This is a genomic window from Cupriavidus phytohabitans (genome assembly GCF_017815025.1).
Classification (GTDB): Bacteria; Pseudomonadota; Gammaproteobacteria; order Burkholderiales; family Burkholderiaceae; genus Cupriavidus.
In genome coordinates this window covers 1-15,297 of the sequence record NZ_JAGIQB010000061.1, presented here as the reverse complement: position 1 = coordinate 15,297, position 15,297 = coordinate 1, and the positions used below count along the sequence as shown (strand labels likewise).

The 15,297-nt window shown below is 66.0% G+C and carries 11 protein-coding genes and 2 pseudogenes; 9 read left to right on the top strand and 4 right to left on the bottom strand.

The window, feature by feature from the left end:
• Positions 1-141 precede the first annotated feature (141 nt).
• Together J8I34_RS29360 and dkgB are read right to left on the bottom strand one after the other, a co-directional pair.
• Positions 142-1,256, bottom strand: a pseudogene (locus J8I34_RS29360) (alkene reductase).
• An 80-nt stretch (positions 1,257-1,336) separates the two neighbouring features.
• Complete coding sequence (gene dkgB, locus J8I34_RS29355; RefSeq protein ID WP_209807674.1) at positions 1,337-2,143, bottom strand: 2,5-didehydrogluconate reductase DkgB; 807 nt, start codon at positions 2,141-2,143, stop codon at positions 1,337-1,339.
• Between the two features lie 125 nt (positions 2,144-2,268).
• On the opposite strand from dkgB, the pseudogene J8I34_RS29350 reads away from it, so the two are divergent.
• Positions 2,269-2,418, top strand: a pseudogene (locus J8I34_RS29350) (LysR family transcriptional regulator); the annotation flags it as partial.
• Positions 2,419-2,726: 308 nt separating this feature from the next.
• On the opposite strand, the gene J8I34_RS29345 reads toward J8I34_RS29350, so the two are convergent.
• A complete protein-coding gene (locus tag J8I34_RS29345; RefSeq protein ID WP_029049520.1) occupies positions 2,727-3,629 on the bottom strand; it encodes a LysR family transcriptional regulator in 903 nt (300 codons plus the stop codon).
• Between the two features lie 271 nt (positions 3,630-3,900).
• On the opposite strand from J8I34_RS29345, the gene J8I34_RS29340 reads away from it, so the two are divergent.
• From J8I34_RS29340 to J8I34_RS29315, 6 genes are all read left to right on the top strand, one after another.
• Complete coding sequence (locus J8I34_RS29340; RefSeq protein WP_209807673.1) at positions 3,901-6,933, top strand: xanthine dehydrogenase family protein molybdopterin-binding subunit; 3,033 nt, start codon at positions 3,901-3,903, stop codon at positions 6,931-6,933.
• A complete protein-coding gene (locus tag J8I34_RS29335; RefSeq protein WP_029049522.1) occupies positions 6,930-7,745 on the top strand; it encodes an FAD binding domain-containing protein in 816 nt (271 codons plus the stop codon). Before J8I34_RS29340 ends, J8I34_RS29335 begins: the two co-directional genes overlap by 4 nt.
• Positions 7,742-8,314, top strand: a complete 573-nt coding sequence (locus J8I34_RS29330; protein WP_209807672.1) for a (2Fe-2S)-binding protein — start codon at positions 7,742-7,744, stop codon at positions 8,312-8,314. Before J8I34_RS29335 ends, J8I34_RS29330 begins: the two co-directional genes overlap by 4 nt.
• On the top strand, positions 8,307-9,860 hold the full coding sequence (locus J8I34_RS29325) for an AMP-binding protein (protein ID WP_209807671.1): 1,554 nt from the start codon (positions 8,307-8,309) through the stop codon (positions 9,858-9,860). Before J8I34_RS29330 ends, J8I34_RS29325 begins: the two co-directional genes overlap by 8 nt.
• 4 nt (positions 9,861-9,864) lie before the next feature.
• On the top strand, positions 9,865-10,680 hold the full coding sequence (locus J8I34_RS29320; RefSeq protein WP_029049525.1) for an enoyl-CoA hydratase/isomerase family protein: 816 nt from the start codon (positions 9,865-9,867) through the stop codon (positions 10,678-10,680).
• A gap of 114 nt (positions 10,681-10,794) precedes the next feature.
• Complete coding sequence (locus J8I34_RS29315; protein WP_209776070.1) at positions 10,795-12,156, top strand: MFS transporter; 1,362 nt, start codon at positions 10,795-10,797, stop codon at positions 12,154-12,156.
• Between the two features lie 206 nt (positions 12,157-12,362).
• On the opposite strand, the gene J8I34_RS29310 is transcribed toward J8I34_RS29315, so the two are convergent.
• A complete protein-coding gene (locus J8I34_RS29310; protein ID WP_209776071.1) occupies positions 12,363-13,673 on the bottom strand; it encodes an MFS transporter in 1,311 nt (436 codons plus the stop codon).
• 654 nt (positions 13,674-14,327) lie between these two features.
• Here J8I34_RS29310 and J8I34_RS29305 point away from each other — a divergent pair.
• A complete protein-coding gene (locus J8I34_RS29305; protein ID WP_209807670.1) occupies positions 14,328-14,612 on the top strand; it encodes a type II toxin-antitoxin system Phd/YefM family antitoxin in 285 nt (94 codons plus the stop codon).
• Positions 14,612-14,947 carry a type II toxin-antitoxin system RelE/ParE family toxin gene (locus J8I34_RS29300; RefSeq protein WP_209807669.1) on the top strand — a complete coding sequence of 112 codons (336 nt, stop codon included), beginning with the start codon at positions 14,612-14,614 and terminating at the stop codon, positions 14,945-14,947. The genes J8I34_RS29305 and J8I34_RS29300 overlap by 1 nt, the downstream gene beginning before the upstream one ends.
• Positions 14,948-15,297: the final 350 nt, after the last annotated feature.

Genomic DNA, 15,297 nt, shown 5'->3' with positions numbered 1-15,297 from the left:
TCAGCCCCATCGGCTGCTGCGTGCCGGGCCCGGCAGCCGGTCTTTACGGCACCTTCAGGTAACTCAGCTGGCGCTGCGGACAATTCAATTGGGCGGCGTGCGGAACGGGGGTCCCGCACGCGGATATTGGTCTGGTCCCGTTCAGGCTGCGGCTGCGGTGAGCGTTGGGTAATCGGTCAGGCCTTGCGCACCGCCACCGAAGAGCGTGTCGCGGTCATGCTGCGCGAGCGGCGCGCCAACGCGCAGGCGCTCGGGAAGGTCCGGATTCGCGACGAACGGGCGGCCGAAGGCGACCAGATCGGTCCAGCCCGCGGCGATCGCTTCGCGCGCGCGCTCCGCGGTGTACTTGCCCGCATAGATCAGCACGCCGGGGAATGCTTCGCGCAGCTTGCGCTTGAATGCCGCCGGCATCAGCGGCGCATCGTCCCAGTCCGCTTCCGCGATGTGGAGGTAGCCGACGCCGAGTTCGCCCAGCAGCCTGGCCGCGGCAGGTATGTCGTCTCCGGATCGTCATCGACGCAGCCGTTCAGCGTGGTCAGCGGCGCGAGGCGGATGCCGACGCGCGACGCGTCGCCCGTGCCTTCGATCAGCGCCTGCGCGACTTCGCCGAGGAAACGCAAGCGGTTCTCCAGCGACCCGCCGTAGGCGTCCGTGCGCGTGTTGGCGTTCGAGTCGATGAACTGGTTCACGAGGTAGCCGTTGGCGCCATGCAGCTCGACGCCGTCGAAGCCGGCATCGACCGCGTTGCGCGCCGCAGCGCGGTACTGGTCCACGACTTCGCGGATCTCGTCGACGGTGAGCGCGCGCGGCGCAGAGGCCTGGACGAAGCCGGGCGTGCTGCCGTCCTCGCCGGCGATGAACACGTTCACGCCCTGCGCCTGGATCGGCGATGACGACACGGGCTGTTGCCCGGCAAGCAGGCTCGTGTGGCTCAGCCGGCCAACGTGCCAGAGCTGCGCGAAGATGCGGCCGCCGGCGGCGTGCACGGCGCCGGTCACCTTGCGCCATCCGGCCACCTGCGCGGGCGTGTGGATGCCGGGCGTCCATGCATAGCCCTTGCCGAGCGGCGCGATGTAGGTGCCTTCGCTGACGATGAGTCCGGCGCCCGCGCGCTGTGCGTAGTACGCGGCCATCAGGTCGTTGGCCTCATCGCCGGGCTGGCTGGCGCGCGAGCGCGTCATCGGCGGCATCACGATGCGGTTCGGCAGCGTCAGCCCGCCGAGTTGAAGCGATTGAAACAGCGGATCCTGGGTCATGGTGCTTGTCGTGTCGGATCCGCGGCCCGCAGGCCGCGGAGGATTCGAAGAAAGACGGATCGGGGAGGATGCCTGCGCGCTCAGTCCCATTGCGGCGCGAGGCCTTCGGGGCTGACTTGACGGCCGTTGCGCTCGAGCGCGGCGATCTGCGCCATGTCGGCGTCGCTCAGGCGCAGCGTCTGCGCGATCAGGTTGCTGGCGAGGTTCTCGCGCCTGGTGGACGACGGGATTACCGAGTAGCCGAGCTGCAGTGCCCAGGCCAGCACGACCTGGGCCGGCGTCGCCTGGTGCCGCTGCGCGATCGCGCCGATCACCGGGTCACCGAGGACCTTGCCGTACGCCAGCGTCATGTACGACGTGACGTGGATACCCTCGCGCTGCAGGAAGTCCACCAGCTTGCGGCCCTGCAGATAGGGGCTCAGCTCGATCTGGTTCGTCGCGATCGCGTCCTTGCCGACCGCGGCGATCGCCTGCTTTGTCAGTTCGATGTTGAAGTTTGAGATGCCGATCCGCCGCGTCAGGCCTTTTTCCTTCGCCTCGGCGAGCGCGGTCATGTATGCCTCGAGCGGCACGCGGTTGCCCGGCGCCGGCCAGTGGATCAGGGTCAGGTCGACGTAGTCCGTGCGCAGCTTCGCCAGGCTTTCCTCGAGACTGGGCACGAGCTTGTCCCTGGCGTAGTTGTCGACCCAGATCTTCGTCGTCAGGAACAGGTCGTCGCGGCGCACGCCGGAAGCGGCGATCGCCTCGCCCACGTCCGCTTCGTTGCCGTAGATCTGGGCAGTGTCGATCGCGCGGTAGCCGAGTTCGAGGCCGTTGCGGACCGAGTCGATGACAACCTGGCCTTGCAGGCGGAACGTGCCGAGGCCGAAAGCGGGGATATTGCGCATGGTGTGCTCCTTGGAAGGGGGGCGGTCTGATCTGCGAAACAAGAAAGGATGGACCGCAGTGTGCCCGCTTTACTTTTGCGCAAAAAGTGGCCTATAAACCAAACAGTCTTGATTCCAGATCAACAATGAACATCACCCTCGACGAACTCCAGGCGTTTGCGGCCGTGGTCGACACCGGTTCGATCACCGCCGCCGCGCAGCAGCTGAACCTGACCGTGTCGGCAACGAGCCGCACGCTCGCGCGGCTCGAAGAAAAGCTGAAGACCACGCTGCTGCCGCATGGGCCGGGCCAAAGCCGCAACAGAGGGCCAGTGCGTCACCGAGAGATTTCCAGAGGCGTTTCAGCATTCGATTCTTCCTTTCACAAGCCATTGGAGGCGGGCCAGGTTGGCGTCTTGCACGCGCGGCACTCGCCGCGCGTCGTCGGACCGTGGCCTGAACAGTACAGAGGCCCAGGCCGATCCCGGTAATGAAAAAACTGGATTGACCGATAACGCCTGCGACAGCCGCACTGACCGCTGCGCGTCAGTGCTCAGGCGATCAACCCGCTCCACCGTTACGCCACCCCCGTTACGCCCCCCCGTTACGTCACCCCGGAAACCCGCCTGATTTCCTCGGCGACAATCGCGATCAAGGCCTCGGCCGCCGTGCTCAGCGGCCGTTGCGGATGGCTCACGCAAACCAGATGCCGCACGATGCGCGGCGCAATGATGGTATGCATGCGCAGTTGCCCTGCTTCCACGGCACGTTGCACCACGATGCGCGGCAGCACCGTGGCAAAGCGTGTCGCTTGCACGAACTGGACGATGGTGCCGAGGATGTCGATCTCGAACTTCGGCGCAAGGGTGACGTCCTGCGCCTGCGTCGCCGTGTCCAGCACCACGCGCAGGCCATGCCGCTTGGTCGGCAGCACCAGTTCCAGTCCTGGCAGTTTCGCCATCTCTACCGATTCGGGCAGTTCGGGGCCGTGTGCGACGCTGGTCACCAGCACCATTTCCTCGTCGTGCATCGGCTGCACCTGCAGCCCCAGGCGGCCGCGCTGGCGATGAACCACCGCCGCGTCAAGCTGGCCCGCGGAAACCAGGTCGATCAGTGCCGCACTGAAGCCGTCCGCCACGGATACCTCTACGTTCGGATAGCGCGCATTGAAGCGCGCCAGCGATCCCACCAGCACGCTCTCCGTCTCGGAGGCCACCATGCCAAGCGTGATGCGGCCGGCCATCTGCTCCTCGCGCTGCATCATCTGCTGCCGCGCGCTGGCCAGGTCGCGCACGATGGGCAGGAACAGCCGGTGCATCATCCGGCCGGCAGCAGTGGGCACCATGCCGTGCGGGATGCGATCGAACAGCTTCTGCCCGAATTCCTCTTCCAGCCGGGCAATCTGCATGCTGAGCGCCGGCTGCACGATATTCAGCCGCTTGGCCGCGCGCGTGACGGAGCCGTCCTCGAACAGCGCGATGAAGTACTGGATTTGCTTGAGGTCCATGGGCGGTTTGGTATCAATGACACTGACGTACCGGCATCAACATTTGTGATGAGAGGCGCGGCGGCTCCCGGCACAGAAACACGGGAAATTTAACCATCTTCTGCCCATCCAGGTCTCACCACGGATCGACATTTCTACATCAGCAAAAATGATGATACGAATCAGAAATCAATATTAGAACTTATATCGCGATGTCACTAATCTCCGTTTGACGTTGCACGATCCCGCCCGCCTTCCCGGGCCGGTTCCGTCGCATGGAACGGAGTCGCAAATGAAAAGATTCGATGCTGGCGAAACGACCGGCACGGTGGAGACACAGCAGACCCGGCCGGCGCCACATGTCGGCCGCCCGATGCCGCGCGTCGAGGATGCCGCCATCCTGACCGGGCGCGGCCGCTACGCCGACGACCTCGGCGTCAGGCCCGGCACCCTGCACGCCGCCATCCTGCGCTCGCCGCACGCGCACGCCGAACTCGGTGCTATCGACTGCGCCGCCGCGTTGAAGGCGCCCGGTGTGCGTGCCGTGCTGACGGGTACGGACCTGCGTGGCTGGTCCAGACCCTTCGTGGTGGGCGTGAAGGCGCCGATGGAGCAGTGGGCACTGGCCATGGAGCGCGTGCGCTACGTGGGCGAGCCGGTGGCCGTGGTGGTGGCCGAGAACCGCGCGCTGGCCGAGGATGCGCTCGACCTCGTGCGGGTGGAGTACCGCGTGCTGCCGCCGGTGGTGTCGATCGAGGCCGCCGTCGCCGACGAGGCCCCGGTGCTACATCCCCGCCTGGGCAGCAACGTCGCCAGCGACCGCCATTTCCGCTATGGCGATCCCGAGGCCGCGTTTGCCGCCGCGCCGCACCGCGTGTTGCTGACCGCCCACTACCCGCGCAACACCTGCACGCCAATCGAGTGCGGCGTGGTGATCGCCGAACACTTGCCGGGCGACGAGGGCTATCAGGTCACCTCCAATTTCATGGGACCGTTCTCGCTGCACGCCGTGATGGCGATGGCACTGCAGGTGCCTGCCAACCGCCTGCGCCATGTCGCGCCGCGCGACTCGGGCGGCAGCTTCGGCGTCAAGCAGGCGGTGTTCCCCTACGTGGTGCTGATGTGCCTCGCGTCGCGCAAGGCGGGCGCACCGGTGAAGTGGGTGGAGGACCGGCTCGAGCACCTGAGCGCCGCCACGTCGGCCACCGCGCGGCTTTCCACCCTGGAAGCCGCGGTCGAGGCAGATGGCCGGATTCTCGCGCTCTCCTACGACCAGCTCGAGGACTGCGGCGGCTACCTGCGTGCGCCGGAGCCCGCCACTTTCTACCGCATGCATGGCCTGCTCACCGGTGCCTACGCGATTCCGCACCTGCTGGTGCGCAACCGCGTGGTGCTGACCAACAAGACGCCGACCGGCCTCGTGCGCGGCTTCGGCGGGCCGCAGGTGTATTTCGCGCTGGAGCGGCTGGTGCAACGGATCGCGGTGGAGCTGGGCCTGGATCCACTCGACGTTTACCGCCGCAACTTCGTGCCCGCCGATGCCTTTCCCTATCGCGCAGCGGCGGGCGCGCTGCTCGACTCCGGCAACTACCAGCTGGCGCTGTCGCGCGCGCTGGAAGCGGGCAACTACGGGGAGCTGCAGCGCCGCCGCGACGCCGCGCGCGCCGAGGGACGGCTGTACGGCATCGGCTTTGCGGCCATCGTCGAGCCATCGGTGTCGAACATGGGCTACATCACCACCGCGACGCCGGCCGAGGCGCGCCGCAAGGCGGGCCCGAAGAACGGCGCCATCGCCAGCGCCACGGTCAGCGTGGACTTGCTCGGCGGCGTGGTGGTGACCATCGCGTCCACGCCGGCGGGTCAGGGCCACATGACCGTATCTGCGCAGGTCGTGGCCGACGTGCTCGGCATCGATCCGGGTGACGTCGTGGTCAACGTCGAATTCGACACGCACAAGGATGCCTGGTCCGTGGCGGCCGGCAACTACTCCAGCCGCTTCGCGGGCGCCGTGGCCGGCACCGTGCACCTGGCCGCCACGCGCGTACGCGACAAGCTGGCGCGCATCGTGGCCTCGCAGCTGCGCTGCGACCCGGCCGAACTGGTCTTTGCGGATGGCCGCATCGTGCGCCGGGGCGCTTCCGATACCGCCCTGCCGTTCGCACGCGCCGCCAGCAACGCGCCGCACTGGTCGCCGCAGCTGCTGCCGGCCGGCGAGGAACCCGGCCTGCGCGAAACCGTATTCTGGTCGCCCCCCAACCTCGACGCCCCGGACGAGCAGGACCGCGTCAACACCTCCGCCTGCTACGGCTTTGCCTTCGACCTGTGCGGCGTGGAGATCGACCGCGCCACCGGCCGCGTGCGGATTGACCGCTACGTGACCGCGCACGATGCCGGCAAGCTGTTGAACCCGGCGCTGGCCGACGGCCAGATCCGCGGCGCCTTCGCACAGGGACTGGGCGCTGCGCTGATGGAGGAATTCCGCTACGGGCCGGACGGCAGCTTCCAGTCCGGCACGCTGGCGGACTACCTGCTGCCGACCACGTGCGAGGTGCCCGACCCGCTCATCGTCCATCTGGAGACGCCGAGCCCGTTCACGCCGCTCGGCGCCAAGGGGCTCGGCGAGGGCAACAACATGAGCACGCCGCCGTGCGTCGCCAACGCGGTGGCCGATGCCCTTGGCGTACGCGATATCCGCCTGCCGCTCACCCCCGCCAGGGTGATGGCGATGATCGGCTTCGACGACCCGCCGCCATCGCGTCCGGAACTGGCCGAGGCAGCAAGAGAGGCCTCGGCGAACGGCAAGAGCGGCGGCAAGGCCGGCAAGGCCCTCAGTGCGCGCGGAACGGTCGAACTGGATGCCACGCCTGAAGCCGTGTTTGCCGTCCTGCTCGACCCGCAGGCGCTGGCCAGCGTCGTGCCGGGCTGCCACGCGCTCGTGCCCATCGGCGACAACCGCTACCGCGCCGACGTGACCGTGGGCGTGGGCATGATCAAGGCCCGCTACGAAGCCGAGATCGCGCTGTCCGACCTGGAGCCGCCGCGCCGGCTGCGGCTGGCGGGCGCCGGCCTGTCGTCGCTCGGCAGCGCGCGCGGCTCGGGCGTGGTCGAACTGGCCCCGCATGGTGCCGGCACCCGTCTCACGTACGACTACGAGGCCGAAGTGTCCGGAAAAGTCGCCGCTGTTGGCGGCCGCATGCTCGAAGGCGCGGCCAAGGTGGTATTGCGCCAGCTGTTCGAAGCGCTCGGCCGACAGGCGGGGGGCAAGCCCGCGCGCAAGCCGGGCTGGATCGCGCGCCTGCTGGCGCTCCTTGGAGTCCGTCGATGAAACCCGCCGCCTTTGACTACCTGCGCGCCGAATCCGCGCAGCACGCGCTGGAAGCGCTGGCCCGAGCCGGCGAGGGTGCCCGCGTGCTGGCCGGAGGCCAGTCGCTGATGGCCGTGCTGAACATGCGCCTCGCGCAGCCGCAACTGCTGATTGACATTTCACGCACCAGTGAGCTGGATACCGTGCGCGTGGAAAACGGCCATCTGGTGGTGGGCGCTGCCGCCACGCAGGGCAGCGTGGAATGGCGCGCGTCGCTGGCCGACGAGGTGCCGTTGCTCGCGCTCGCATTCCCGCACATCTCGCATTTCCAGATCCGCAACCGCGGCACGGTGTGCGGCTCCGTCGCCCACGCCGACCCCAGCGCCGAGCTGCCGCTGGTGCTCACCGCCCTCGGCGGCGAGGTGGTGCTGCGCTCGCTGCGCCGCCGCCGCGTGCTGCCGGCCGCCGAATTCTTCCGCGGCATGCTGATGACGGCGCGCGAGCCCGACGAGCTGGTGGAAGCGGTGCGCCTCCCCCTGCGGCGGCCCGGCGCGCGCTACGGCTTTACCGAGTTCTCGGCCCGCCATGGCGACTTCGCGCTGGTGGCGTGCGCCGCCATCGTCACGGACGACACCATTGCGTTGGCCGTGGGGGGCGTGGCCGACCGGGCGGTGCTGGAGACCTGGCCGCGCCTCCAGGGCAAGGCGCTGGCGGAAGCGATCAACGATTTCAGCTGGAAGCTGGGCGCGCAGGACGACGCCCATGTCAGCGCGCAGTACCGCCGCCACCTGGTGCGGCAACTGGGCATGCGCGCAATCGAGGAGGCAAAATGAGCAAGACCCTTAATGGCGCAGCTTCGGGTGCGCCTCCGGTGATGCGGCGCGACGAGCGCCACCGCGTCACCCTGACCCTGAACGGCACCGAACGCAGCGCCTCGTGCGCGCCACGCGAGCTGCTGTCCGACTTCCTGCGCCACGAACTCGGCGCCACCGGCACCCACGTCGGCTGCGAGCACGGCGTCTGCGGCGCGTGCACAGTGCGGGTGGACGGTGTGGCCGCGCGTTCGTGCCTGATGCTCGCGGTGCAGGCCGATGGCCGCGCCATCGATACCGTCGAAGGACTCGCCCCGCGCGAAGGCCTGAGCGATCTGCAGGAGGCCTTCCGCCGCCACCATGCGCTGCAGTGCGGCTTCTGCACTGCGGGCATCCTGATGTCGTGTGCCGACTACCTGGAGCGTGTGCCCGAGCCGACCGAAGCGCAGGTGCGCGACATGCTGTCCGGCCACCTGTGTCGCTGTACCGGCTACACGCCGATTGTCGCTGCCGTGCTCGACGTGGCCGCCAGCCGCGCGCGCTCGCACCGGCATGCAGCACCGGTTGCCGAGGAGTGCTGCGATGCTTGACCTCGGCCGCACCTTCCTGCAGAGCGTGGAGCGCAGTCCCCACGACCCCGCCATCGTCGACGGTGACCTGCTGCTGACCTACGCGCAATGGCTCGCGCGCATCCGCAGCGTGGCGGCCGGCTTGCTTGACCTCGGCCTGCGGCCGGGCGACCGCGTGCTCGCCATCCTGCAGAACCGCTGGGAACTGGCCACGCTGCATTGGGCCTGCCAGTTCGCCGGCGTGGTCATCGTCCCGCTGAACTGGCGCGCCAAGCCCGACGAGCTGGACTACTGCGTGCGCGACGCGGGCGCCAAAGCGCTGGTGTTTGAACCGGTCAGCGCCGACGCTGTGCTGGACAGCCCCGCCGCGCAGGACATTCCCTGCATCGCGCTGGACGGCGCGCCCGGCGGCTCGCTGTCGTTCGACACCCTGCTCCGTGCCACGCCTCGGCGGGACGCCACGTTGGCGGAAGCTGGCGACATTTCGCTCATGCTGTACACCTCCGGCACCACCGGCAAGCCGAAAGGCGTGCCGCGCCGCCACCGGCAGGAGCGCGCGGCCGCGCTGGCGCACGTCGCGCAGAACCTGTACCGGCGCGGCGAACGGACGCTGGGGGTGATGCCGCTGTACCACACGATGGGCGTGCGGTCCCTGCTGGCCATGGCGCTGGTGGACGGCCTCTTTGTCTGCGTGCGGCGCTGGAGCGCGTCGCACGCGCTGCAGGCGATTGCCGGCCATCGAGTCAGCTGCCTCTACCTCGTGCCCACGCTCTACCATGACCTGCTGGCCGAGCCGGATTTCGACAGCATCGACGTTCGCACCGTTACCAAGCTCGGCTTCGCCGGGGCCGCCATGAACGATGGCCTGCTGACCCGGCTCGAGCAGGCGTTCTGCCCGGAGCTGTTCGTCAACCACTACGGCTCGTCCGAGGTGTACACCTTCAGCGTCGACCAGCATGCGGCGCGCAAACCCGGCAGTGCGGGCCGCGCCGGCCTCAACACGCGGCTGCGCGTGGCGCGCCTCGACGCGGCCTCGCCAGACGAGCTGGCCGCGCCCGGCGAGGAAGGCCAGATCATCGCCGACCTGCGCGGCGACGAGGCCTTCGAGGGCTACTGGAACCGCGACGACGCCAATGCCAAATCCCTGCGCGACGGCTGGTATTTCACCGGTGACATCGGCTACCTCGACGCAGACGGCGACCTGTTCGTCACCGGGCGGGTCGACGACATGATCATCAGCGGCGGCGAGAACATCTCGCCCGCCGATATCGAATCGGTGCTGTCCCTGCACCCCGCCGTGGACGAGGTGGCGGTAGCCGGCGTGCCCGACGCCCGCTGGGGCCAAAAGGTGGTGGCATTCGTCAAGCCGCGCGGCTGCGTCGACGCCGGGGCGCTCGACGACTATTGCCGCGGCTCCGACCTCGTCAACTTCAAACGACCGCGCGACTACGTGTTCGTCGCCGACATCCCGAAATCGCCGGTCGGCAAGATCCTGCGCCGCAAGCTGTCGGCGGGCGAATACAACGCGCTTTCCTCTCTTCCCCACAGCGACCCCATCAAGGAGTAACGACATGACCCAAGCCTTCGCATTGACCCATCCCGACCAGCAGCGCCTGCAGGACCTCGACGGCTTTTCCGTGGAGGTCGACCCGGCCCGCGAGCGCGCGGACATCATTCTGCATCGCCCGCCGTACAACGTGATCTCGATGGCGGCCCGCGACCAGTTGCGTGCCGTGTTCGAGGCGCTGGACGCCGATGACCGCGTGCGCGTCATCGTGCTGCGCGCGCAGGGCAAGCATTTCTCAAGCGGCGGCGACATCCGGGGCTTCCTGGAAGCGTCGCCGGAGCATGTGTCGAACCTCGCGTGGAACGTTGCAGCGCCGGCGCGCTGCGGCAAGCCGGTGATCGCGGCCAACCAGGGCTACTGCTTCGGCGTGGGCTTCGAACTGTCGCTGGCGTGCGACTTCCGCATCGCCACCGCCTCCACGGAATACGCGCTGCCCGAGCAGAAGCTTGGCCAGATTCCTGGATCCGGCGGCTCGGCGCGGCTGCAGAAGATGGTGGGCGTGGGCCGCACCAAGGACATCGTCATGCGCTCGCGCCGCATCCCGGGGCGCCAGGCGTACGAGTGGGGCATCGCCGTGGACTGCGTGGCTGACGCCGAGCTCGAAGCCGCCACCGATGCGCTGGTCGACGAGCTGCGCGCTTTCTCCCCGCTGGCCCAGCGCACCGCCAAGAAGCTGCTCAACGACACCGAGGACGCACCGCTGTCGATCGCCATCGAACTCGAAGGGCACTGCTACAGCCGCCTGCGCAGCTCGGACGACTTCCGCGAGGGCGTGGAAGCGTTCCACGCGAAGCGCAATCCCGAATTCCGCGGCAGCTGAGCGCGGGCGCGGGCGGGGCTGACCCGCCTGCCAAGCCGGAGAGACGGACGCATCGACGATGCCCCCGGCGGGGCATCGCGGGGAGCCGTTCATTCAAAAGATTAGGAGACAACGATGGAAGTGCTTGCAAATGACAAGGTGCCGACCAGCGGCGTGCAAGACGCGGCGTCCTTGGCCGCAAACAACCGGCAGGTGCTGGGCGCGGTGACGGCTTCGTGCATGGGATGGGCGCTCGACCTGTTCGACCTGTTTATCCTGCTGTTCGTGGCGCCGGTGATCGGCAAGCTGTTCTTTCCGTCCGAGCATGCGATGCTGTCGCTGGCGGCGGTGTACGCGTCGTTCGCGGTGACGCTGCTGATGCGCCCCCTCGGCTCGGCGATCTTCGGGGCCTACGCGGACCGGCACGGGCGCAAGGGTGCCATGGTGGTGGCCGTGACCGGCGTCGGCCTGTCGACGGCGGCGTTCGGGCTGCTGCCGACGGTCGCCCAGATCGGCCTCTTCGCGCCGGCGCTGTTCATCTTGCTGCGGCTGGTGCAGGGCGTGTTCGTCGGCGGCGTGGTCGCTTCGACGCATACCATTGGCACGGAATCGGTGCCGCCGTCGTGGCGCGGCGCGGTGTCCGGCCTGGTAGGCGGCGGCGGCGCGGGCATCGGCGCGCTGCTGGCGTCGATCACGTACATGGCGATGACGGCGCTGTTCCCGGGCGACGCCTTCGAGGTCTGGGGATGGCGCTGCATGTTCTTTGCCGGCATCGTCAGCTCGGTGCTGGGGCTGGTCATCTTCAACTCGCTGGAAGAGTCGCCGCTGTGGAAGCAACTGCAGGCGGCAAAGGCCGCAAGCGGCCACGTCAAGCCGCAAGCCCATCCGCTGCGCACGCTGTTCTCGCGCGAGTATCGTGGCATCCTGCTGGTCAACATCCTGCTGACCGTGGGCGCAGGCAGCGCCTACTACCTGACTTCCGGATATCTCCCCACCTTCCTCAAGGTCGTGGTCAAGGCATCCCCCGGCGAGTCTTCGGCCATCCTGATGCTGAGCAGCCTCGGTGTGATCGTCGCATCGGTGGCAGCGGGGCATTTCAGCACGCTGGTAGGCCGCAAGCGCGCCTTCCTGCTGATCGGCGCGCTCAGCCTGGTGCTGATGCCGCTGCTCTACCAATGGATGCCGGCTGCGCCAACCGCCACCCTGCGCGGCGCCTATGCGGTGGCGCTCAGCATGCTAGGGTGCGCCGGCTTCGCGCCCATCCTCATTTTCCTGAACGAGAGGTTTCCCACCAGCATTCGCGCCTCCGGCACAGGATTGTCGTGGAACATCGGGTTCGCTCTCGGCGGGATGATGCCGACGCTGGCCTCGCTTGCCGCCGGCACACCCGCCGACCTGCCGATGATCCTTGGTGTTTTCCTCGCGGCCGTCACGCTGGTCTATCTGGTTGGCGCCGCGGTTGTGCCGGAGACACTGGGCCGTCTCGTCGAAAAGTAGCGGACATCGCTGATCTGCCGGACTGGGATGGGGTTAGAGCGGGCGGCATCAGGCTTTCGTTGAGGCGCCGGCCCTCACCCCGGCCCCTGGCAACACGCGGTTTTCGGTAGTCGGGGTGCCCGGCACGCGAAGTGTGCGTCGTCTTCGGGAAGGAAAGCACTCAGAAGGCGGAGGAAGCTTCGCTGGTCGTGCTCGCGCAGCGCAAATTACGTACGCTCAGTTCCCCGGATTTCGTTCAGCACCTCGGCCTCGACCTCCGGGTTTGGTTCGCCATCCCTGGTAGCAATCAATGTTTTCGGCGTCAGCGCGATCAAAGGCAGGATCAGCGCGTACACCACGGTCGTCGCGATTACACAATATGTGAAGCCGTGCGTTGGGCTGCTGTTATAGATCCATGAGCCCAAGAGATCGCCGGCACGTGCCGAGAGTGCGAGAACGCCATCCACCAGCATCATCAAGGTTCCTTGCAAGCCTGGCGGACAGGACCGCATCGCGAGATCAAAGTATGCTGCCGTGGCTACACCGCCCATCAGCCCTATCGGTGCCGCCAATACAAGCGCGAGATTGGCTGAGTGAATGAATGCCAGCGGAATCATCTGCGGCACTGCGATGATCGTTCCCCACCACAGCAACTTGTTCAGTGCCACTTTCTTGCATAGAAGGCCATAGAGCAAGAATGTCGGGAGGAATGCGGCGGCAAAGATCCCGTTGTAGTACGAGTAAATGGAATCCGATGCATGCAGCTCATCGGTCAGATAGAACTGCAGCGGAGTGGCGGACCCTGGCGCAAAGTTCCACAGAAAGCAGATCAGGATCGCTGGATAAACGGCCTTATGCTTCACCAGCCGCCTGACATTCCCAACGAGATCTGCGCCGCTGGCTTGCGGCTTCTCGTAGATATGGCCGAAGACGGAAACGGGCTTCCAGAGCCCCAGCACAGCAACCGATAAAGCGGCAATCGCCACAAGAAGGAAGGCTTCTCTCGCGGCAAGATGATCGGAGATGTACCCAGAGGCGAACGCTCCCGCAACGACCGGGACGGAGCCGACCACATTCAACAGAGCGCTCAGGCGCCCGGACATGAGCTTCTCCTGGCCCACCAGAGCGATCAACCCCTGATAGGCTGCGGCGACAAATCGGGACGACAGCATTGCCAGCAGTATCCCGATGACCAGCCCCCCGTATGAGAAACCTGAAAACGCCACCCAGATGAATGCCACCGCGGTCGCCGGAGCGAAAATCAGGAAGAAGCCGCGATCCCGCAATCCGAGCGGGTTCCATTGGTCGCGCGCCAAGCCAAAAGCGAACGCAAGGTACACCGGTATGGCCGTAACCAGCCGAAATGTCGAGATCTCCGTCGCCGTCGCATGCAACTGGTTCTTGAGCAGGTACGACGTCTGTATATCGACCAGGTAACCTGCCGGCGTTGCCAGAGAGATGAACAGTGTCAGCCAGCCGAAATACTGCAGAGTTCGGTCCCTGCCCTCAGAACGATTACGATCAGGAGCGGCCAGCATTTTCGTGGCTTAACAGCAAGACTGGGATTTCGATCTGTTCCGGATTGCCGACCGGAACTGCTAACAGAGCAACATTTACCGCGGGCTTATCGAGCACCGCCCAAGCGGACGCCTGTCAGCGCTACTGTTAGCGTAGGCGAAAAATGAGATCTGATGTTCCGAGACCTGCCTCATTTGAGCGAAGATACGCCCCTCTGGACATCCGGTCAGGGTTGGCAGACATGACCGCCCTATGCCCTTGGCCGGCCGCAGCCGGCCACGTTCGGCCATCCGACCGCCTCTTCAATCTGGCTTCATTGACCATCTGATCTAGTGGAGCCCTTCCCGATCGCCAGTGTCTGGTCCGGAAAAGCAAAGCGGATCGCGGCCGCTCGCTCAGCTTTCGTTGTCATTGTTGCTATCCGGACTCGGCTATCGTTGCTGTCTTCCTGATTGCCGTCGGGCAGCGCCGGTGCCTCCTGTCGCTGGCGTTTGCCGGCGATGGGGTTACGGTAGTGGCTCGACAACTCGCCCGCGGTATGCAGTGTGCGTACAGTCTTCTTCGGAGACCTTGGTCGCACTCGGCTGCACTGCGCAGTGGAGGTCGGCCAGGTTGACGTCGGACTGTTAATGGACTATATTCGGTCTACATATGCCATCCACAGGAGCCGTGCGATGCGAATCGCCGATCACGTCAAGCCGATCAGCTATCTCAAGAGTGAAGCCGCGCAGATCGTCAAGGACCTCGCTGAATCCGGCGAACCATTAATAATCACCCAAAACGGCGAAGCCAAGCTCGTTGTCCAAGACGTGCGCAGCTACGAATCCGACCGGCAGACATTGGCTCTCCTAAAGATTCTGGCCCTTGGGCAAAAGCAGATCGAGCAGGAAAAGTTTTCCGATATCGATGATGTGTTCGCAGAAGTGGACGAACTGGACCGGCAAGAGAAGCGGCGCTGATGGCCTCCAAGGTGCTGAAGGCAAAGCTTCTCGACAGCGGCAAAGCCGAACTGAAGCGGGTGCGCCGCTACGTTGTGGACGCGTTTGGCATGGCCGTCTGGGAAGAATCATATGCTCAGATCCAGGCGTCAATAACCCGCGTTCGGGAGTTCCCAGAATGCGGCCACGTTGTCGATGAACTGAGTGGGCTCACTGCGGACAGGTTCCGCGAAGTACACTGCGGAAAGAATCGAATTATTTATGAAATCAGGGACGACACCATTTACGTGCACTTGATCATAGAGCAGCGTCGAGATCTAACTGCCCTGCTGCAGAAAATCATCCTTCAGGTATGAGAAGGAAACGGACAGCATCTCGATCCTTGCATAGGTGATTTTCCCTGATTTGGAGGCTCGCCACTACAGGACGGTGAGCCTCTGTCTTTCGACTAGCCAAGGCAAACGCCAATCACCATAGCCGGGCCGGTAGATTCGAATCGCGCTATCACACCCGATGCTGAGCGATCGTCAGCGCTTGGGATCGCTTTTGAGAGAAGTGGTGATTAAATTGGTCGATTTTTCTTTTCAATGGCTTGCGCCACCGGCGTGAGGTAAGTTTTCTCATTGGCCTTTAGGGATGGTCTGAAAAACCTCTGCCAACGGAAGGGCGGCAGAGACGTTAAATGAGGATCACGAAAGCTGCATGA

Excerpts from the sequence above, each read along its gene's own strand:
- dkgB (WP_209807674.1), bottom strand. The coding sequence starts at position 2,143 with ATGCGCAATATCCCCGCTTTCGGCCTCGGCACGTTCCGCCTGCAAGGC.
- J8I34_RS29345 (WP_029049520.1), bottom strand. The coding sequence starts at position 3,629 with ATGGACCTCAAGCAAATCCAGTACTTCATCGCGCTGTTCGAGGACGGC.
- J8I34_RS29340 (WP_209807673.1), top strand. The coding sequence starts at position 3,901 with ATGAAAAGATTCGATGCTGGCGAAACGACCGGCACGGTGGAGACACAG.
- J8I34_RS29335 (WP_029049522.1), top strand. The coding sequence starts at position 6,930 with ATGAAACCCGCCGCCTTTGACTACCTGCGCGCCGAATCCGCGCAGCAC.
- J8I34_RS29330 (WP_209807672.1), top strand. The coding sequence starts at position 7,742 with ATGAGCAAGACCCTTAATGGCGCAGCTTCGGGTGCGCCTCCGGTGATG.
- J8I34_RS29325 (WP_209807671.1), top strand. The coding sequence starts at position 8,307 with ATGCTTGACCTCGGCCGCACCTTCCTGCAGAGCGTGGAGCGCAGTCCC.
- J8I34_RS29320 (WP_029049525.1), top strand. The coding sequence starts at position 9,865 with ATGACCCAAGCCTTCGCATTGACCCATCCCGACCAGCAGCGCCTGCAG.
- J8I34_RS29315 (WP_209776070.1), top strand. The coding sequence starts at position 10,795 with ATGGAAGTGCTTGCAAATGACAAGGTGCCGACCAGCGGCGTGCAAGAC.
- J8I34_RS29310 (WP_209776071.1), bottom strand. The coding sequence starts at position 13,673 with ATGCTGGCCGCTCCTGATCGTAATCGTTCTGAGGGCAGGGACCGAACT.
- J8I34_RS29305 (WP_209807670.1), top strand. The coding sequence starts at position 14,328 with ATGCGAATCGCCGATCACGTCAAGCCGATCAGCTATCTCAAGAGTGAA.
- J8I34_RS29300 (WP_209807669.1), top strand. The coding sequence starts at position 14,612 with ATGGCCTCCAAGGTGCTGAAGGCAAAGCTTCTCGACAGCGGCAAAGCC.